At 65.2% G+C, this 19,857-nt stretch carries 13 protein-coding genes; 6 read left to right on the top strand and 7 right to left on the bottom strand.

From position 1 onward, the window contains the following. The first annotated feature begins 49 nt into the window (after window positions 1-49). The 3 genes from acnB to KW830_RS07140 all read left to right on the top strand — a co-directional run bounded on the left by acnB (window position 50) and on the right by KW830_RS07140 (window position 6,183). Window positions 50-2,635: a bifunctional aconitate hydratase 2/2-methylisocitrate dehydratase gene (gene acnB, locus KW830_RS07150; RefSeq protein ID WP_066539180.1), complete on the top strand. Its 2,586-nt coding sequence runs from the start codon at window positions 50-52 to the stop codon at window positions 2,633-2,635. Between the two features lie 168 nt (window positions 2,636-2,803). Beyond that, a complete protein-coding gene (locus KW830_RS07145) occupies window positions 2,804-5,692 on the top strand; it encodes an aconitate hydratase (RefSeq protein WP_218332691.1) in 2,889 nt (962 codons plus the stop codon). A gap of 224 nt (window positions 5,693-5,916) precedes the next feature. Then, window positions 5,917-6,183 carry a hypothetical protein gene (locus KW830_RS07140; RefSeq protein WP_083520520.1) on the top strand — a complete coding sequence of 89 codons (267 nt, stop codon included), beginning with the start codon at window positions 5,917-5,919 and terminating at the stop codon, window positions 6,181-6,183. A gap of 489 nt (window positions 6,184-6,672) precedes the next feature. Here the strand turns inward: KW830_RS07140 and bamC are convergent, their stop codons facing one another. The 7 genes from bamC to KW830_RS07105 form a co-directional block, all read right to left on the bottom strand. Continuing rightward, entirely contained in the window at window positions 6,673-7,776 is a 1,104-nt protein-coding gene (gene bamC, locus KW830_RS07135; RefSeq protein WP_066539173.1) for an outer membrane protein assembly factor BamC, read from the bottom strand. A 63-nt stretch (window positions 7,777-7,839) separates the two neighbouring features. Continuing rightward, window positions 7,840-8,736: a 4-hydroxy-tetrahydrodipicolinate synthase gene (dapA, locus tag KW830_RS07130; protein ID WP_066539171.1), complete on the bottom strand. Its 897-nt coding sequence runs from the start codon at window positions 8,734-8,736 to the stop codon at window positions 7,840-7,842. A 279-nt stretch (window positions 8,737-9,015) separates the two neighbouring features. Then, window positions 9,016-11,130 carry a hypothetical protein gene (locus KW830_RS07125; RefSeq protein WP_218332690.1) on the bottom strand — a complete coding sequence of 705 codons (2,115 nt, stop codon included), beginning with the start codon at window positions 11,128-11,130 and terminating at the stop codon, window positions 9,016-9,018. A 255-nt stretch (window positions 11,131-11,385) separates the two neighbouring features. After that, on the bottom strand, window positions 11,386-11,955 hold the full coding sequence (locus KW830_RS07120) for a bifunctional 2-polyprenyl-6-hydroxyphenol methylase/3-demethylubiquinol 3-O-methyltransferase UbiG (protein WP_218332689.1): 570 nt from the start codon (window positions 11,953-11,955) through the stop codon (window positions 11,386-11,388). A gap of 64 nt (window positions 11,956-12,019) precedes the next feature. Further along, a complete protein-coding gene (locus KW830_RS07115) occupies window positions 12,020-12,832 on the bottom strand; it encodes an SDR family oxidoreductase (RefSeq protein WP_218332688.1) in 813 nt (270 codons plus the stop codon). 42 nt (window positions 12,833-12,874) lie between these two features. Continuing rightward, entirely contained in the window at window positions 12,875-13,042 is a 168-nt protein-coding gene (locus tag KW830_RS07110; RefSeq protein WP_218332687.1) for a hypothetical protein, read from the bottom strand. A gap of 38 nt (window positions 13,043-13,080) precedes the next feature. Beyond that, window positions 13,081-14,274 (bottom strand): MFS transporter, encoded by a 1,194-nt coding sequence (locus KW830_RS07105; protein ID WP_218333144.1) that lies wholly within the window; start codon window positions 14,272-14,274, stop codon window positions 13,081-13,083. Window positions 14,275-14,506: 232 nt separating this feature from the next. On the opposite strand from KW830_RS07105, the gene KW830_RS07100 reads away from it, so the two are divergent. The 3 genes from KW830_RS07100 to parC are packed head-to-tail and all read left to right on the top strand — an operon-like array spanning window position 14,507 to window position 19,791. Further along, the gene (locus KW830_RS07100) at window positions 14,507-16,486 is read left to right on the top strand and encodes a DNA topoisomerase IV subunit B (protein ID WP_218332686.1); all 1,980 of its coding nucleotides are present in this window, start codon (window positions 14,507-14,509) and stop codon (window positions 16,484-16,486) included. Window positions 16,487-16,495: 9 nt separating this feature from the next. Continuing rightward, on the top strand, window positions 16,496-17,431 hold the full coding sequence (locus KW830_RS07095; RefSeq protein WP_218332685.1) for a lytic transglycosylase domain-containing protein: 936 nt from the start codon (window positions 16,496-16,498) through the stop codon (window positions 17,429-17,431). After that, on the top strand, window positions 17,428-19,791 hold the full coding sequence (parC, locus tag KW830_RS07090; protein WP_218332684.1) for a DNA topoisomerase IV subunit A: 2,364 nt from the start codon (window positions 17,428-17,430) through the stop codon (window positions 19,789-19,791). The genes KW830_RS07095 and parC overlap by 4 nt, the downstream gene beginning before the upstream one ends. The last annotated feature ends 66 nt before the right edge of the window (window positions 19,792-19,857 follow it).

Below are 19,857 nucleotides of genomic sequence, written 5' to 3'. Positions count from 1 at the left end.
GGCTGCCAAGAGGCTGACCCCACTTACAAAACCATTGGAGAGAGAACCCATGTTGAAAGCCTACCGTGACCATGTGGCAGAACGTGCCGCACTGGGCATCCCCCCGCTGCCTCTGGATGCCAAGCAGGTCGCTGAGCTGATCGAGCTGATCAAGAACCCGCCTGCTGGCGAGGATGCCTTCCTGCTGGATCTGCTGACCCACCGCGTGCCGCCCGGAGTGGACGATGCGGCCAAGGTCAAGGCTTCCTTCCTGGCCGCCGTGGCACACGGTGACCTGAAGGTGGGCCTCATCTCCAAGTCCAAGGCCACCGAGCTGCTGGGCACCATGGTGGGCGGCTACAACGTCCACCCCCTGATCGAGCTGCTGGACGACGCCGAAGTCGCCGGTGTGGCTGCCGACGCCCTGAAGAAGACGCTGCTGATGTTCGACTTCTTCAACGACGTGGCCACCAAGGCCAAGGCGGGCAATGCCAAGGCCAAGGAAGTGATGCAGAGCTGGGCGGATGCCGAGTGGTTCACTTCGCGTCCCGAAGTGGAAAAGAAGATCACCGTCACCGTCTTCAAGGTGCCCGGTGAGACCAACACCGACGACCTGTCGCCCGCTCCGGACGCATGGAGCCGTCCCGACATTCCGCTGCACTACCTGGCCATGCTGAAGAACACGCGTCCTGACGCAAAGTTCAAGCCGGAGGAAGACGGCAAGCGCGGCCCGATGAAGTTCATCGACGAACTGAAGGCCAAGGGCAATCTGGTGGCCTACGTTGGCGACGTGGTGGGTACCGGTTCTTCGCGCAAGTCGGCAACCAACTCCATCGTCTGGGCCACGGGTCAGGACATTCCCTTTGTCCCCAACAAGCGCTTCGGTGGCGTGACGCTGGGCGGCAAGATCGCCCCCATCTTCTTCAACACGCAGGAAGACTCGGGCTCGCTGCCGATCGAAGTGGACGTTTCCAAGCTGGAAATGGGTGACGTGATCGATGTGCTGCCCTATGACGGCAAGATCACCAAGAATGGCGAAACGGTGGCCGAGTTCCAGCTCAAAAGCGACGTGCTGTTCGACGAAGTGCGCGCCGGCGGCCGGATCAACCTGATCATCGGCCGTTCGCTGACGGCCAAGGCCCGTGAATTCCTGGGTCTGACCGCCTCCACGGTGTTCCGCCTGCCCCAGGCGCCTGCTGCTTCGAACGCCGGCTTCACGCTGGCCCAGAAGATGGTGGGCCGTGCCGTGGGGCTGCCGGAAGGCCAGGGTGTGCGCCCCGGTACCTACTGCGAACCCCGCATGACCACTGTGGGCTCGCAAGACACCACCGGCCCCATGACCCGTGACGAGCTGAAGGACCTGGCCTGCCTGGGCTTCTCCGCCGACATGGTGATGCAATCCTTCTGCCACACCGCGGCCTACCCCAAGCCCGTGGACGTGAAGACCCACCGCGAACTGCCCGAGTTCATCAGCAACCGCGGTGGCGTTGCCCTGCGTCCTGGTGACGGCGTGATCCACAGCTGGCTCAACCGCCTGCTGCTGCCTGACACCGTCGGCACCGGTGGCGACTCGCACACCCGCTTCCCCATCGGTATCTCCTTCCCGGCAGGCTCCGGTCTGGTGGCCTTCGGCGCGGCGACCGGCGTGATGCCGCTGGACATGCCCGAATCGGTGCTGGTGCGCTTCAAGGGTGAAATGCAGCCCGGCGTGACCCTGCGCGACCTGGTGCACGCGATCCCCCTGTACGCCATCAAGCAAGGTCTGCTGACCGTGGCCAAGGCTGGCAAGATCAACGAATTCTCGGGCCGCATTCTGGAAATCGAAGGCCTGCCCAACCTGAAGGTCGAGCAAGCGTTCGAGCTGTCCGACGCCTCGGCAGAGCGTTCTGCCGCAGGTTGCACGATCAAGCTGAACCCCGAGCCGATCAAGGAATACCTGACCTCGAACATCGTTCTGATGAAGAACATGATCGCCGACGGCTACGCCGACGCCAACACGCTGCAACGCCGTATCGAAAAGGTCGAAGCCTGGCTGGCCAAGCCCGATCTGCTGGAAGCCGACAAGGACGCCGAGTACGCCCACATCATCGAAATCGATCTGGCCGACATCAAGGAACCCATCGTCTGCTGCCCGAACGATCCCGATGACGCCAAGACCTTGTCCGACGTGGCCGGCACCAAAATCGATGAAGCCTTCATCGGTTCCTGCATGACCAACATCGGTCACTTCCGCGCCGCAGCCAAGCTGCTGGGCGGCCAGCGCGACATCCCCGTCAAGCTGTGGGTGGCTCCTCCCACGAAGATGGACCAGAGCGAGCTGATCAAGGAAGGCCACTACGCGGCCTTCGGCACGGCCGGTGCGCGCACTGAAATGCCGGGCTGCTCGCTGTGCATGGGCAACCAGGCCCAGGTGCGTGAAGGCGCTACCGTGATCTCCACGTCGACCCGCAACTTCCCCAACCGTCTGGGTAAGAACACCAATGTGTTCCTGGGCTCGGCCGAGCTGGCTGCGATCGCATCGCGCCTGGGCAAGCTGCCTTCGAAGGAAGAGTACCTGAAGGAAATGGGCGTGATCGATGCCGACAAGGCCTCCGTCTACCGCTACATGAACTTCAACGAGATCGCCGAGTACGCGGCAGTCGCTGAAAAGGTGTAATTCACCTGCTGCACAGGCCGGACATGCGCCGGCCCTTGCCCCCAAACCCGCTTCGGCGGGTTTTTTTGCACCCGATGGCTTGCCGCGTGGTCTTTGTCCGATAGACGCGTCAGAGGGGGCGACGCAGAATGCAGGGGAGATGGCTTTTGTATGGACGGAGAACCCTCGATGAAACACGCATTCGCTTCCACCCTCCACAACTTCCAGACCGCTTCGGGCAAGGAAGGGAAATTCTTCTCACTGCCAGCGCTGGCGCAGAAATACCCCGGCGTGAAACGCTTGCCGGTGTCCATCCGCATCGTGCTGGAGTCGGTGCTGCGCAACTGCGACGGCAACAAGGTCACGTCCGAGCATGTGGCCCAGCTGGCGCAGTGGAAGCCCAAGGCCGTGCGGACCGACGAGATTCCCTTCGTGGTCTCGCGTGTGGTGCTGCAGGACTTCACCGGTGTGCCGCTGCTGGCCGATCTGGCCGCCATGCGCTCCACCGCAGCCAAACTGGGCAAGAAGCCCAAGGCCATCGAGCCCCTGGTGCCGGTGGATCTGGTGGTCGATCACTCCATCATGGTCGACTACTTTGGCACCCCCAAGGCGCTGGACCTGAACATGAAACTGGAATTCCAGCGCAACCAGGAACGCTACCAGTTCATGAAATGGGGCATGCAGGCCTTTGACACCTTTGGTGTGGTGCCGCCGGGCTTCGGCATCGTCCACCAAGTGAATCTGGAATACCTGGCGCGCGGTGTGCACCGCACTGCTGATGGGGTCTACTACCCCGACACCCTGGTGGGCACGGACAGCCACACCACCATGATCAACGGCATCGGCGTGGTGGGCTGGGGTGTAGGCGGCATCGAAGCCGAGGCCGCCATGCTGGGCCAGCCGGTGTACTTTCTGACGCCCGATGTGGTGGGGTTCGAGCTCACGGGGCGGCTGCGCGAAGGCGTGACCGCCACCGACCTGGTGCTCACTGTCACCGAGATGCTGCGCAAGGAAAAGGTGGTGGGCCAGTTTGTGGAGTTCTTTGGCGAAGGCACAGCCAGCCTGACGTTGCCGGACCGCGCCACCATCGGCAATATGGCGCCGGAATACGGCGCCACCATGGGCTTCTTCCCGGTGGATGAAAAGACGCTGGACTACTTTCAGGGCACGGGCCGCAAGAAAAGCGAGATCGAGGCGTTCGAAGCCTATTTCCGCGCCCAGGGGCTGTTTGGCGTGCCCCGGGCGGGCGACATCGACTATTCGCGCGTGGTCTCCCTGGATCTGGGTACGGTGGCGCCCAGCCTGGCTGGTCCCAAGCGCCCGCAGGACCGTATCGAAATCGGCGATGTGGCCAGCAAGTTCGATGCCCTGTTCACGGCCTCGGTGGCGGCCAACGGCTTCAACCAGCCGGCCGACCAGCTGGGACTGCGCCACCGCGTAGGCTGTGGCGAAGGGGAACTGGCCACCGATGCACCGCCGCCCAAGCCGGGTGCACCGCGTGCGGTGGTGGAAATGGTCGGCAACCGCCCCACGCTGGAAACCTCGCATGACAATGCCGTGACCACGGCGGTGTGCGCGCTACCCGGCAGCGACGACAAGGTGCTGCGCATCGGCAACGGTGACGTGCTGATTGCCGCCATCACCAGCTGCACCAACACCTCCAACCCCAGCGTGCTGCTGGCGGCCGGCCTGCTGGCCAAGAAGGCGGTGCAGGCCGGGCTCAAGGTCAAGCCGCACATCAAGACCTCGCTGGCGCCCGGCTCCCGGGTGGTGACCGAGTACCTGACCGAAACCGGCCTGCTGCCCTACCTGGAAAAGCTGGGTTTTGCGCTGGCGGGCTATGGCTGCACCACCTGCATCGGCAACGCGGGCGACCTGACGCCGGAGCTGAACGACGCCATCACGCGCAACAACCTAGTGTGTGCGGCCGTGCTGTCGGGCAACCGCAACTTCGAGGCGCGCATCCACCCCAATATCAAGGCCAATTTCCTGGCCAGCCCGCCCTTGGTGGTGGCCTATGCGATTGCCGGCACGGTGCGCAAGGACCTGATGACCGAACCGGTGGGCAAGGGCAAGGGCGGCAAGGACATCTACCTGGGCGATATCTGGCCCAGCAGCGAGGAGATCCATGCGCTGCTGAAGTACGCCATGAACGGCAAGGCTTTCCGCGCCAACTATGAAAAAGTGAAGACCGAGCCCGGCAAGCTGTGGGAAAAGATCAAGGGCGTGACCGGCTCCACCTATACCTGGCCACAAAGCACCTACATTGCCGAGCCCCCTTTCTTCCAGGACTTCACGCTGGAGCTGGGTGCTGCTGCGGGGGGCGCGTCGGCACCCGACTACGACGTGCGCGGTGCGCGCATCATGGCCCTGTTTGGCGACTCCATCACCACCGACCACATCTCGCCGGCTGGCTCCATCAAGGAAAGCTCTCCTGCCGGCCAGTGGCTGCTGGCCCATGGCGTGCAAAAAGCCGACTTCAACAGCTATGGTTCGCGCCGTGGCAACCACGAGGTGATGATGCGCGGCACATTTGCGAATGTGCGCATCAAGAACCTGATGATTCCGGCGGCGGTCGATGGCTCGCGCGAGGAGGGCGGGGTGACGCTCTACCGCGACGACAACGGCAAGGTGGAAAAGATGTCCATCTACGACGCCGCGATGAAGTGGCAGTCGGCCGGTCGGGCCACGGTGGTGCTGGCCGGCGAGGAGTATGGCACCGGCTCCAGCCGCGACTGGGCGGCCAAGGGCACGCAGCTGCTGGGCATCAAGGCGGTGGTCGCGCGCAGCTTCGAGCGCATCCACCGCTCCAACCTGGTGGGCATGGGGGTGCTGCCGCTGCAGTTCAAGGGCAATGACAGCTGGCAGACGCTGGGGCTGAAGGGGGATGAATGGATCGACGTGATCCCCGCCGCGAATCTGGCACCGCAAAGTGATGCGAAGTTGGTGGTCACACGCGCAGATGGCAGCCAGCAGACAGTGGTGGTGAAGCTGCGCATCGATACCCCTATCGAGGTGGATTACTACCGCCACGGCGGCATCCTGCCCTATGTGCTGCGGCAGCTGCTGGCCGGCTGACAAAGGCGTGCGGCATCGGGCTGCTGCGGTTTTACAGGGGAGGCAAAGTTTTTTTCAAAAAATATGCAAACCCTGTAAACCGAGTGCGAGTGGCACGCGTTGAGACGGTACATGCCTGTGCATGCGTGCCCCTGGCGGGCATGTGCGTAGCACCAGCCAACAGGGCCCGGAGGGGGTCAGCCGGTGCGGCATACCGAATAACTCATCCTCAAGAGGAAATTGTCATGAAGAAGTCTCTCGTTCTGGCTACCGTGATCGCTGCTGCTGCTCTGGCTGCTTGCGGCAAGAAGGAAGAAGCTCCTGCTGCTCCCGCCGCTCCTGCTGTGGAAGCTCCCGCTCCTGCTGCTCCTGCCGCTGACGCTGCTGCTCCCGCCGCTCCTGCTGCTGACGCTGCTGCCCCCGCCGCTGACGCTGCTGCTGATGCCGCCAAGCAAGCCGCTGACGCTGCTGCCGACGCTGCCAAGCAAGCTGCTGAACCCGCAGCCAAGTAATTTGCACTCCTCCTCCACCTTGCGGGCCCAGGCCTGACAAACGTGGTGGTGAATGCACCAAAAAGCCCGCCTCTGGCGGGCTTTTTGTTTGTGGGCAGGGCTTTGGCCTCTATGGCCGCCGCGGCTTGCGGCGGCAGGCCGGTCGTGAAGGGGGCCTTGCAGGGGTTCTGCGTCTTGCCGGTTCACTGCATTGGTGCCAGCGCTGTGTCGGCACTCCTGGCCACACACATGGGCTGCGCGTTCAGGTGGGGTCGAGGTGAGGCTGGTGGTGCGCAGGTCCTGGTCTTTACTGCAGGGGGGCGCTGGACGGTGTGTGGTGCACGCCGGGCGCAGCACTGGATGGCGGTCGTCAGAGGGGCACCGCCATCTCGCCAGTGCAAGGCCCAGAGGCTCAGGAGTGCGCAGGTTTGACAGCCTGGCCGTGCTGCCGGCTGAAAAGGCCATGAAAAAAGGCTGCCGAAGCAGCCTTTGGGGGGAATCCCGAAGGGATTAGCGCAGGTCGTCGGCAATGACGCGCACGATGCGCTGGGCATTGACGTCGCTCTCGGGCTGGCCGTTTTCGCCCAGCACCACCACGCTCGACTTGGCGCCTTCGCTGCGCACGGCGATCTGGTACTTGGCGGGCTTGGCTTCGGCCTTGGAGCCGAACAGGCTGCCGAAGAAGCCCTTCTTCTTTTCTTCCGTGTCGGGGTTGGCCGGGACGTAGCGCACGAAGTACAGGCCCTTGCTGCGGTCACGGTCTTCCACGGTGAAGCCGGTTCGGTCCAGGGCCACACCGACACGGCGCCAGGCGCGGTCGAAGGCTTCGTCGATTTCCACGGCGGGTTGGCCGTTGAGCGTGGTCACGCGGGCCGACTGGGCCACGGTGGGCTTGGTGCCGCCCGCGGCGACCACGGCCTTGGACTGCTCTTCGGTGCTGCCCAGGCGCACCATGATGCGGCGCAGGAATTCGGTTTCCAGTTCGGGATCGGCGGCGCGTGGCTGCCAGATGGTGCTGTCCTTTTGCTGGTTGGCGTAGACCTCCTGCATGCCGCGGTGCGTCACGTAGATTTCGGTCTTGCCGTCGGCGCGGCGTTCCAGGCGGGTGCGGAAGCGGTCACGCTCGCTGGTGGAGTACAGCGAATCGAACACCTTGCCCAGGGTGGAGCGGATCACGTCCTGGGGCAGCTTGGCGCGGTTTTCGGCCCAGTCGGTTTCCAGAATGCCCAGCTCGGGCTTTTCAATGGCCATGTTGAAGCCACTTTCCAGCCAGAAATCGCGCACCGGATCCCAGATCTTGTCGGCAGGGCGGTTGACCACCAGCCAGCGCTGGTTGCCGTCACGTTCGATGGTGACGTCACCCACGGTCAGGGCGGCAGCCTTTTCCAGCGGCGGTGTCACCGAGGCCTGGCCAGCCTGCAGCTCGCGGGCCGAGACGCTGGAGCCGGGCACGTTGTAGCGTGTGTCGCGAGAGAGCTGGTTCAGATCGGGAGGCACGTCCAGGGTCACGCCCTTTTTGGCACTCTTATAGTCGATCTTGTCGTTCTCCAGCACAGAGCAAGCCGACAGAGCGACGGCAATGCCCAACAGGCTCAGTCGTGTGATGTTTTTCACGCAGGAAATCCTTGAGGGTCAAGACATGGGAAAGCGCCGGGCGACACCCGGCGCAAACCGCTATTAGAGCAGACCCGCGTCGCGCAAAGAAGTTTCCACTACGGCGTGGTTGTTTGCGGACAGCGGTGTCATGGGAAGGCGCATGGTAGCGCCACACAGACCCATGCGTGCAACAGCCCATTTCACAGGGATGGGGTTGGCTTCCACAAACAGGTTTTTGTGCAGGGGCATCAGCTTGAACTGGATGTCCATGGCGCGCTTCACATCACCGGCCAGCGCGGCCTTGCACAGATCGCTCATCAGGCGCGGGGCCACGTTGGCGGTGACGGACACATTGCCGTGGCCGCCCAGCAGCATCAACGCGACGGCAGTGGGGTCATCGCCGGAGTACACGCCAAAATCCTCGGGCACATCGCGGATCAGCCACTGTGCGCGCTCGATGTTGCCGGTGGCTTCCTTGATGCCGAAGATGCTGTCGATCTGCGCCAGGCGCAGCACGGTGTCGTGCTGCATATCGGCCACGGAGCGGCCGGGCACGTTATAGAGCATCATGGGCAGGTCGCCCACGGCCTCGGCAATCGCCTTGAAGTGCTGGTACTGGCCTTCCTGCGTGGGCTTGTTGTAGTAGGGCACAACCTGCAGCTGGCTGTCGGCGCCGACCTTCTTGGCGTAACGGGCCAGCTCGATGGCTTCGTGCGTGCTGTTGGCGCCGCAGCCGGCCATCACGGGCACACGGCCTGCGGCCTGTTCCACGGACACGCGGATGATTTCGCAGTGTTCTTCCACGCTCACCGTGGGCGATTCGCCTGTGGTGCCGACCACGCCGATGCAGTTGGTGCCTTCGGCCACATGCCAGTCGATGAGTTTGCGCAGGCTGGGGTAGTCGACGCTACCGTCCTCATGCATGGGTGTGACAAGGGCAACAATGCTGCCCCGCAGGGCGACGGAAGAAGTGGTCATGTCCGCAAAGTGAAACGGTAAAAATTCATTCTACCCAGCGGATCTGGTGAAGGGCACTGGGCAGACAGGGTGGCAACGCTCATGACGCTGTTTCTGCCATTTTGATGCAATTATTCGCCGATATGACGATAAATTATTTTTTGTTTCGTCGAATGTGTTGCGTTCGTGCCGGTGCCACGGGGGCGAGCGCGTGAAGCGGCACGGGCTTGGACGGCCCGCGGAACAGGAGGAGCGGGCGGTGCGGCCGCTGCAGGCATTCCCGGCAGAGCCGCTCCACCTTCACACCTCGTGGACCCAGGCGCCGACAGCGGCCTGGGACAGCCGCTCCAGCAAAGGGGCTGCATCGTCCTGGCGCACCACGGCAAAGCGCAGGCAGTCGCTGTCGGTGCGTAGCTGCAGCAAGGCCAGCTGCTGCGTGCCCAGGTGCTGGGCCAGGCTGTCCAGTCCATCCTGCATGCCATCGCCCTGGGTGGCGCGGTCCCACTGCCAATCCCGGGTGCCGGGCAGCCACTGGCTGCCGGCCAGGCCATCGGCATCCTTCCAGTCCAGTTGGGCAAACTGCGGCGCAATGGCCAGCAGATGCTGCCAGTACAGCGTCAGGTCGTTGTCGTCGCCGTAGAGCTCCAGGGTGTCGGGGTCGAAATCCGGGTCCTCTGTGTCCCAGCCAAAGTCGTCCGGGTCCGGGTGGGCGACCGCGTCGCGCCAGCGCTCGGCCAGGGCATCGCCCGCGCCGGTATCGCCCAGGCACAGTATGCGGGCCACGTCCTGCATCCAGTCCGTGTCTTCGGCGTCCACCAGATCGCTGCGGCGCAGGACGCGCACTTCGAGCTCGCTTGTCCCGGTGAGGTTGCTGCGCAGGGCCTCGGTGACTTCGCCCCAGGTTTCGCCGGTGGGCGTGAAGCTGAAGTCTTTCAAAGAGAACCAGCCCATCTCCGCTTCAGGGCCGCTGCCCATGCCGGCCAGCAGCGCGTTCTTCTGGACGATGCGGGCCAGCGGCGGGCACCACAGCGCGGGTGCGCTCAGCAGTTGGCCCTTGGTGCTGAAGACATGGGGTTGGCCTTCGGGGCTGTAAGCCAGCAGTTTGCCGCCGGGGAAGACCTTGGGGGGCGAATCGTTGAAGCCGCGCTCGATCTGGGCAAAGGCGCAGGGCACGCGCAGCACGCCGCTGCGGTGGACCACGCCTTCGCGCAACGGACTGCTGCGGTCGCCTGGGCGCTGGCGCTGGAAGGCCACCGCCAGGCCGTTCTTGGGGTTGAAATTCAGCACGTGGCTGAAGGTGCTGTCGAACAGCGGCTGGCCGGTGGCGTCCAGCAGCAGCATGATGTCGTCGCTGCGGCGCGCACGAATGAGCCCGTCATCGTGGGAGAGCTCGATCTCCTTCAGGCCGCTGTAGAGCACCGCCAGATCGGACAGGCGCAGCAGCGCATCGCTGCCGTCGGCCGCTTGCGACTTGATCAGGTGCGGTGTCAGCGCCCAGGCTTCGGGATAGCCCTGGTCCGGAGCGAGCAGCCACAGTCCGTTGGCGTCCTGGATGCCATGGCGCTCGGCCTGTCCCGGGCGCTCCGGCGGATAGACCAGGTTGATGCAGTTGCCGCTGGCAAACGCGCCGTGGGCGCCGGCATCCGGATGCAGCAGCCAGCGGCCGTAGGGCGTGACCAGGCCCACGGGCCAGTGTTCACGCTCCTGCTCTGACTGGCAGGCCTGGCCGGTGTGCGGGTGCAATTTGGGCATCACCACGTAGGCCTCGAGTTCTTCCTCCCAGGCCCCGTGGTAGCGCTCTTCGTAGTGCTCGGAGAGCCAGGCAGGCCAGTCGTCAGAGATGTCGCGCTCCACCGGTTCGGTGCGTGCCACTACCGAGGGGCTCCACCAGCCCAGCTGGGCTGCGGGCGATTGCAGCAGGCTGTGCAGCGCCTGGGGCAGGCCCGTGGTGCTGCAGTCCCACAACAGGCATTGATCGCGCTGGGCCTGCAAAAAGGCGGTGTATGCGGGCTCGTCAAAGTCATGCGGGCACAGCGTGGCGCAGTCCAGCAGCAGCCAGTGGCGCGTGCTGGTGGTGATGGCCTGGTCGATGTCCTGCCATTGCCGGCGCTGGGCCTCAGGCCAATGCGCGGGCAGCGGCTCCATCTGGGTTTTGAGCCATTGCCAGCGGGCTTTCACGCCGTCCATGGGGGCGGCCAGGGAGGACAGGCCTTCGTTGTCCCCGTAGGCGCTGCAAGGCACCAGCGTGGGCAGGTGCCGGGCGTCGCCCATCAGCAGGCTGAACAGCAGTGGCGTGTGGTCGAACCATTCGGCCCAGCCATCGCAGGGGCTGCCCGAGGCATCCGGGCGAGCCGGCCATGCGGTGGTGGAACTGGGGTATTCGTCGTGGGCCAGCAGCAGGGCGTAGGTGGGCATGGAGAGCAGAACTTCAGTGAGAGTGTCGGGAGGGACGGGTTTCAAAGGTCGCACATGCAACCCCGGAGACGGGCTGGTGTTGCCGGGAGGCCCTGCCATGGCGTGCGGTGTGCACGTGCACGTGCCCGTGGCGGGTGATTCCATGTGCCTGCGCCGCAGTCCTTGGCAGGCCGGGGCGGGGGGGGTCTGGTTCCAAGGCGACCGCGGGCAGCCCGTGCTGAAGGCGTTGAACCGGTGGAAGGCCGGATGACCGGGTTAAGGCGTCAGCCGGGCCGGGAGCGCGCTGCCCGCTGGGCGGATGGCGGCGATGCGCTGCACCACGCGGTCGGGCTGGCGCAGCTGCCCGCATTCATAGGCCACCACCTGCCAGCCGGTGCAGACCTGCAGCAGCTCGCCGGGTGCCAGCAGAAAGTCCGGGCGTGACGGTTTGCCAAAAGCTTCGTTGCCCTGGCCGAAGGTTTCATACAGCAGCACGCCGCCGGGCACCACGCTGTCCAGGATCTGTGGCCACAGGGGGCGCCACAGGTAGTTGGTGACCACCACCGCGCCGAACTGGCGCCCCGGCAGCGGCCAGGGGCCGTTTTCGATATCGGCGCAGAGCAGCTCGCCCAGACCGGGCAGTGCGGCCAGTGCGGCTGCATCGCGGTCCACCCCGGTCATGGCATGGCCATTGGCGGCCAGCCAGCGCAGGTGGCGGCCGCTGCCGCAGGCCACATCCAGCACGCTGCAGCCGGCCGGCAGCAGATGGCGCCAGCGCTCGATCCAGGGGGACGGTGCTGGCTGGGCTTGCGGGAGTGTGGAGGCAGGTGGCGTCGCGTGGATCATGTAGAAAACTATAGCAGCCTGCACCTTGGGGGCAGGTGGGGCAGACGGCCTGGGCTGACCAGGGTCAATGGCTGCCGAGTGGGCGCTGCAGTGCCGCCAGCGCCATGCGTTCCACCACGCCGGGGGCGATCAGCTTGACCCAGCGGCCCAGTTTTCCTTGGCGTGTCATGACCACCTCGCGTTGGCGGCGTTCCATGCCCTGCAGGATCAGCCGCGCACATTCGGCCACCGGCATGGCATGCTCTTCCTTCAGGCCGCTGACGCCTGCGGCCTGGCCTTGGGCGTTGTAGCCGTGGTAACGGATGCGGGTGTCCACCACGCCTGGGTAGGCCGTGGTCACGCCCACGCCGGCGGGTTTCAGCTCGGCGCGCAGCGCTTCGAAAAAGCCGGCCTGGGCGAACTTGCTGGCGCTGTAGGCCGTGCGCCCGGGCACGCCCACCAGCCCGGCCAGCGAGGACACGGCCACGATGCTGCCCTGCGAGGCCTTCAGGTGCGGCAAGGCGGCATGGGTGCACCACACACTGCCCCAGAAATTGGTGCGCATCAGTTGCTCATACCAGGCCAGGTGCTCGGCACTCACGTCTTCGAACAGGGCGTGTGCCGATACGCCGGCGTTGTTGATCAGCACATCCATGCCGCCAAACTGTTGCACGCTCTGTGCCACCAGGGCGCGGCAGGCCGTCTCCTCGGACACATCGGTAGGCACGGCCAGCAACTGGGCGCCGTGGGCCTGGCATTGGTCCGCCACGGACTGCAGTTTGTCGAGGCTGCGCGCGGCCAGGATCAGCTGCAGCGATTGCTGGTGGTGCCGTGCCAGCTGGAGTGCCATTTCGGCGCCGATGCCGTCAGAGGCACCGGTGATCAGAATGCGGGGCATGAGACCTCCCGGCCATGCCGCCGGGGCGGGTTGCCCCCAGGCTCAGAAGCAGGCCCAGACCTGGTTGGCGAGTGTGACCATGAAGTCCGGCTGCAGATACAGGGCAAACACTGCTGCCAGCACCGCGGCGATGGCCGCCCAGACCAGCGCCCGCCGCCAGCCGTGCAGCCGGGGCGGGACAGAGGGCGGGGCGGTGCAGGGGGTGTGCATGGCTGCGATGGTAGCGCTGAACGGCGGTGCGAGACCGGTCAGGCGGCGGCCGGCTTGCGCACCAGGGCCTGCTCGCGCACCGGCAGGTTGACGACGGCGGCAAAAATGCCCAGCGCAATCGCCAGATACCAGACCATGTCGTAATTGCCGTTGCGGTCATACAGGTAGCCGCCCAGCCACACGCCCAGGAAACTGCCCACCTGGTGGCTGCAGAACACAAAACCGCCCAGCATGGACAGATGCTGCACGCCGAAGATCTGGGCGATGGTGGCATTGGTCAGCGGCACGGTGGACAGCCACAGAAAGCCCATGGCGGCCGAGAAGAGGTAGACCGACCAGGGCGACAGCGGGGCCAGCAGGAAGGCAATGATGACCACCGAGCGCAGCCCGTAGATGCCCGACAGCAGGTAGCGCTTGGGCATTTTCTGGCCCAGATTCCCGGCGATGTAGGTGCCGAAGATGTTGAACAGGCCCACCAACGCCAGGGAATAGCTGGCCACCTGGGGGGCAATGCCAAAGTCCTTCAGGTAGCTGGGCATGTGCACGCCGATGAACATCACCTGAAAGCCGCAGACAAAGTAGCCCGACAGCAGCAGCACAAAGCTGGGGTTGGTCCAGGCTTCGGCCAGGGCCTGGCCGATGGTCTGGTCGCGCTGGGGGCCAGCGCCTGCCGTGCCGCCAAAGCCGGGCTCGCGCAGGCCAAAGGCCAGGACGGCAATCACCAGGGCGATCACCGCCAGGATCAGCAGCGCGTTGGACCAGCCGAACTGCGTAATCAGCCCGCCCTCCACCGGTACCATGAAGAACTGGCCGAACGAACCGGCCGCGGCCGTCACGCCCATGGCCCAGCTGCGGCGATTGGCCGGAATCTGCCGCCCCAGCACGCCATAGATCACCGCATAGGTGGTGCCAGCCTGGGCCGCACCGATCAGCACCCCGGCGGTGAGTGCAAACAGCAAGGTGGAGGGCGACAGCGCCATGCCCACCAGGCCCAGCGCATACAGGATGGCGCCGCCGATCAGCACCTTGAAGGCGCCCAGCTTGTCGGCCATCATGCCCACGAAGATACCCAGCACGCCCCAGGACAGGTTCTGGATGGCAATCGCCAGGGCAAAGGATTCGCGGGTCCAGCCCATTTCCTGGGTGATGGGCTGCAGCCACAGGCCGAAGCCGTGGCGTATGCCCATGGACAAGGTGACCACTGCGCCCCCGCACAGCAGCACCTGCAGCATGGGCAGGCGGTTGGTGGTGTTGTTTTGGTTTTGCATAGCTGTGGAATGTATCCAGTTCACCCCCTACCTGTGGGGCAGCCCCACCTCGCGAATGGACTCCGGCGCGACAGCCTGCTGTGTTAGCGTTGCGCCCGGAAATGCCCCGGCGCTTGCGCATGTGCAAGCAATGGCGTCAGGGGTAACTGTTTATTTATCCAGCTGTGCGCTGGTGCGCGCACTACAATTCGCCCCCATGGCAGCCAAACCCTCTACTTCCATTCCCGAATATTCGGAAGGTTCGATCCGCGTCCTCAAGGGCCTGGAGCCGGTCAAGCAACGCCCCGGCATGTACACCCGCACCGACAACCCCCTGCACATCCTGCAGGAGGTGATCGACAACGCGGCCGACGAAGCCCTGGCCGGCTACGGCAAGCGCATCAAGGTCTCGCTGCATACCGATGGCTCGGTCAGCGTGGAAGACGATGGCCGCGGCATTCCCTTTGGCCTGCACCCCGAAGAAGGCGCCCCTGTGGTGGAGCTGGTCTTCACCCGCCTGCATGCCGGCGGCAAGTTCGACAAGGGTCAGGGCGGCGCCTACAGCTTCTCCGGTGGTCTGCACGGCGTGGGCGTGTCTGTGACGAATGCGCTGTCCACGCGCATGGAAGTCACCGTGCACCGCGACGGCAAGGTGGCCCATCTGGTGTTTGCCGGTGGCGATGTGATCGAGCCCCTGACCGTGCGCCCGCTGCAAAGCGGCGAGCGCAAGCAGGGCACCACCGTGCGCGCTTGGCCGGACGCCAAATACTTTGAATCGTCCAACCTGCCCATGGGCGAGATGGTTCACCTGCTGCGCAGCAAGGCGGTGCTGATGCCCGGCGTGAGCGTGTCCCTGGTCAACGACAAGAACCGCGACACGCAAAGCTGGCAGTACAAGGGCGGCCTGCGCGACTATCTGGCGCAAAGCCTGGCGGGCGACCCCGTCATTCCCCTGTTCGAGGGCGAAGGCTTTGCCGACCGGCACAACGACAACTTTGCCGAAGGCGAAGGTGCGGCCTGGTGTGTGGCCTTCACCGAAGAAGGTGCACCGCTGCGCGAGAGCTATGTCAACCTGATTCCCACCACCGCCGGCGGCACGCACGACAGCGGCCTGCGCGACGGCCTGTTCCAGGCGGTCAAGGCGTTCATCGACATGCATTCGCTGTTGCCCAAGGGCGTCAAGCTGATGCCGGACGATGTGTTCGCCCGCGCCAGCTATGTGCTCTCGGCCAAGGTGCTGGACCCCCAGTTCCAGGGCCAGATCAAGGAGCGGCTGAATTCCCGCGACGCCGTGCGCCTGGTCTCGGGCTTTGTGCGCCCGGCGCTGGAGCTGTGGCTGAACGAGCATGTGGAGCACGGCAAGAAGCTGGCCGAACTGGCCATCAAGGCCGCGCAGACGCGCCAGCGCGCCGGCCAGAAGGTGGAAAAGCGCAAGGGCTCCGGCGTGGCCGTGCTGCCCGGCAAGCTCACCGATTGCGAAAGCCGTGATCTGGCCCACAACGAGGTGTTCCTGGTCGAAGGCGATTCGGCCGGCGGCTCCGCCAAGATGGGACGGGACAAGGAGACCCAGGCCGTGCTGCCGCTGCGCGGCAAGGTGCTCAACACCTGGGAAGTGGACCGCGATCGCCTGTTTGCCAACACCGAAATTCACGACATCTCGGTGGCCATCGGTGTCGATCCGCATGGTCCGGATGACGCGGTGGATCTGTCCGGCCTACGCTACGGCAAGATCTGCATCCTGTCCGATGCGGACGTGGACGGCTCCCACATCCAGGTGCTGCTGCTGACGCTGTTCTTCAAGCATTTCCCCAAGCTGATGGAGGCCGGCCATGTGTGCATTGCCCGTCCACCGCTGTTCCGTGTGGACGTGCCGGCGCGCGGCAAGAAGCCGGCCGCCAAGGTCTATGCGCTGGACGAAAGCGAGCTGAACGCCATTTTGGAAAAAGCGGCCAAGGAAGGTGTGGCGCGCGAGAAATGCCAGATCAGCCGCTTCAAGGGCCTGGGCGAGATGAACGCCGAGCAGCTGTGGGAAACCACGCTCAACCCCGACACGCGCCGCCTGCTGCCGGTGCAGGTTGACACCATGCCGCTGCAGGAGACCGAGCACCTGATGACCCGTTTGATGGGCAAGGGCGAGGCCGCCTCGCGCCGTGAGCTGATGGAGCTGCACGGCGACGCGGTGGATCTGGACATCTGAGGCCCTGCCATGCCGCTGTCTTTCATTGCATGGCTGCAGACTTTCCGGGTATGGCCGCAGCGCGCGGCACGCCCGGCGGGACTGCGCCTGTGCGGTGAAAGAGGGCGCTGCGCCGGGTACCGACAGCTGCTGCTGACGCTTTGGGTGGCTGCTGCCGGTGCGCTGGCGCTGCCCGGTACTGCACGGGCCGATATCTGGGCCTATGTGGATGGTCAGGGCGTGACCCACTTTGCGGCCGAGCCGCTGGACGAGCGCTACCGCCTGTTCTTTCAGGGCGATGATTTCGATTCCCAGCGCGACGGCATGCCCCGGCACAGGGGCAATGGCTCGGGCCTGAAGGTGGACGCGGCTTCCGTGGCATCGGCCGGCAAGCTGGCAGCGTATTTCTCGTCCTCGGCCCAGTACCAGCGGGTGCGCCGCCATGTGGAGCACACCGCGCAGAATACCGGGCTGGACTACGAGCTGCTCAAGGCCCTGATCGCCACCGAATCCGGCTTCGATGTGGATGTGGTCTCGCCCAAGGGCGCTGTGGGGCTGATGCAGCTGCTGCCGGCCACGGCCGAGCGCTTTGGCGTGCGCGCCGACGCGCGCCGCTCGGTGGCCGCCAAGCTCACTGACCCCGCCACCAATCTGCAGGCCGGCGCCCGCTACCTGAAGTATTTGATCGCCATGTTCCCGGGCCGGCTGGACCTGGCGCTGGCCGCCTACAACGCAGGGGAAAACGCTGTCAAACGCTTCGGCCAGGCGATTCCCCCGTACAAAGAAACCCAAAACTATGTCCGCACCGTGCTGGCGCTGTATGAACAGCTGCAGCCCGGCGCTTCCGCGGCGGCCGCACGCGGTGGCCGCCAGGCGGCCGTCCCCGGCACAGGCCGGGTGCGCATGGAGCTGCGCGGCGACCAGCCGGCTGCGGACCTGAGTACTACCCCGAACTTTCTTCCATGAGTGACCATTTGACGCTAGACCTTGCACGCCCCGCCGAGGGCGGTGACTCGCTGGACCTGGGCGCCTACGCCCAGCGCGCCTACCTGGAATATGCCCTGTCCGTGGTGAAGGGCCGGGCCCTGCCCGATGTGGCCGACGGCCTCAAGCCCGTGCAGCGCCGCATTCTGTACGCCATGGACCGCATGGGCCTGTCCTATGGCGGCAGCACCGGCAACACGGCGGCCAAGCCGGTCAAGAGCGCCCGTGTGGTGGGCGATGTGCTGGGCCGTTTCCACCCCCATGGCGACCAGTCCGCCTACGACGCGCTGGTGCGCATGGCGCAGGATTTCAACCAGCGCTACCCGCTGGTGGACGGCCAGGGCAACTTCGGCAGCCGCGACGGCGACGGCGCTGCAGCCATGCGGTACACCGAGGCCCGGTTGTCCAAGATCACGCGCCTGCTGCTCGACGAGATCGACCAGGGCACGGTGGATTTCGTGCCCAACTACGACGGCAGCACCGAAGAGCCCCAGCAGCTGCCCGCGCGCCTGCCTTTCTCGCTGCTCAACGGCGCCAGCGGCATTGCCGTGGGTCTGGCCACCGAAATTCCCAGCCACAACCTGCTGGAAGTGGCCGAAGCCTGCGTGGCGCTGATCAGAAAGCCCGCGCTGGCCGATGAGGAGCTGTTTGCGCTGATCCCCGGCCCGGATTACCCCGGCGGCGGCCAGATCATCAGCAGCAGCCATGACATTGCCGAGGCCTACCGCAGCGGCCGCGGCAGCCTGAAGGTGCGTGCGCGCTGGACGATCGAGGAGCTGGCGCGCGGCCAGTGGCAGTTGGTGGTCAACGAGCTGCCTCCGGGCGTGAGCACGCAGAAGGTGCTGGAAGAGATCGAGGACATCACCAACCCCAAGGTCAAGACCGGCAAGAAGGCGCTGACCCAGGAGCAGAACCAGCTCAAGGCCAGCATGCTGGCGGTGCTGGATGGGGTGCGCGACGAGTCCAGCAAGGACGCACCGGTGCGCATCGTCTTCGAGCCCAAGACCGGCAAGGTGCCGCAGTCCGAGCTGGTGGTCGCATTGCTGGCCCACACCAGCCTGGAAACGTCCAGCTCCATCAACATGACCTGTATCGGGCTGGACGGCAAACCGGTGCAGAAGCCGCTGCGCCAGATGCTGGAGGAGTGGATCGATTTCCGCCAGGCCACCATCACCCGCCGCAGCGAATACCGCCTGGCCAAGGTGCTGGACCGCATCCACATCCTGGAAGGCCGCCAGGCCGTGCTGCTGAACATCGATGAGGTGATTGCCCTCATCCGTGCCAGCGACGAGCCCAAGCCGGCGCTGATGGAGCGCTTCAACCTGTCCGAACGCCAGGCCGAAGACATTCTGGAAATCCGCCTGCGCCAGTTGGCACGGCTGGAAGCCATCAAGATCGAGCAGGAACTGGCCGCATTGCGCGACGAGCAGAAGGGGCTGGAAGAAATCCTGCAGGACTCCAAGGCGCTGCGCAGCCTGATGGTCAAGGAAATCAAGGCCGACGCCAAAGAGTTTGGCGATGCACGCCGCACCCTGATCCAGGCGGAAAAGAAGGTGGTGGCCGAGGTCAAGGTGGTGGATGAGCCGGTGACCGTGGTCATTTCCGAAAAAGGCTGGGTGCGCACGCGCCAGGGCCATGGCCACGAGGCCGCGGTGTTTACCTTCAAGTCCGGCGACCAGCTGTGGGGCACGTTCGAATGCCGCACCGTGGACCAGCTGATCGTGTTTGGCGACAACGGCCGTGTCTACAGCGTGGCTGTCTCCAGCCTGCCCGGCGGGCGCGGTGACGGGCAGCCCGTCACCACCATGATCGACCTGGAATCCGGCAGCCAGATCACCGCCTACTTTGCGGGCAGTGCCGACAGCCAGCTGCTGCTGGCCAGCTCCGGCGGCTACGGTTTTGTGGCCAAGCTGGAATCCATGGTGGCGCGCAACAAGGCGGGCAAGTCCTTTGTGACGGTGCAGGACGGCGAGACGCTGTGCCTGCCCAGCAACCTGGCCGCCATCCCCGCCGCCACGGCCGACGGCGTCGACACACCGGCCGCCACCCATGTGGCCTGCCTGTCCAGCGATGGTCATGTGCTGACCTATGCCCTGTCCGAGTTGAAGGTGATGAGCGGGGGCCGCGGCCTGCAGCTGATGAAGCTGGAGGACAAGGCCAGCCTGGTGGGGGCAGCAGCCTACACCCGCAGTGTGCGCATCACCGGCAACGGACGCGGCGGCAAGGACCGGGAAGAAACCCTGGAAATCCGCAGCCTGAACAACGCGGCCGGCAAGCGCGGCAGCAAGGGCAAGGCCGCAGGCTGGACCTTCAAGCCCAGCGGCATCTTCCGGGTGGAATAAGCCGGCGCGTTCCGTGTCACCCGTAAAAAAGCCAGCTGTATGCTGGCTTTTTTTTGCGTCCCGGTG

It is taken from the genome of Comamonas sp. CMM03, assembly GCF_019218715.1.
Classification (GTDB): Bacteria; Pseudomonadota; Gammaproteobacteria; order Burkholderiales; family Burkholderiaceae_C; genus Comamonas; species Comamonas terrigena.
Note: the sequence above shows the minus strand (reverse complement) of the source record. Positions and strands in the feature narration are given on the sequence as shown.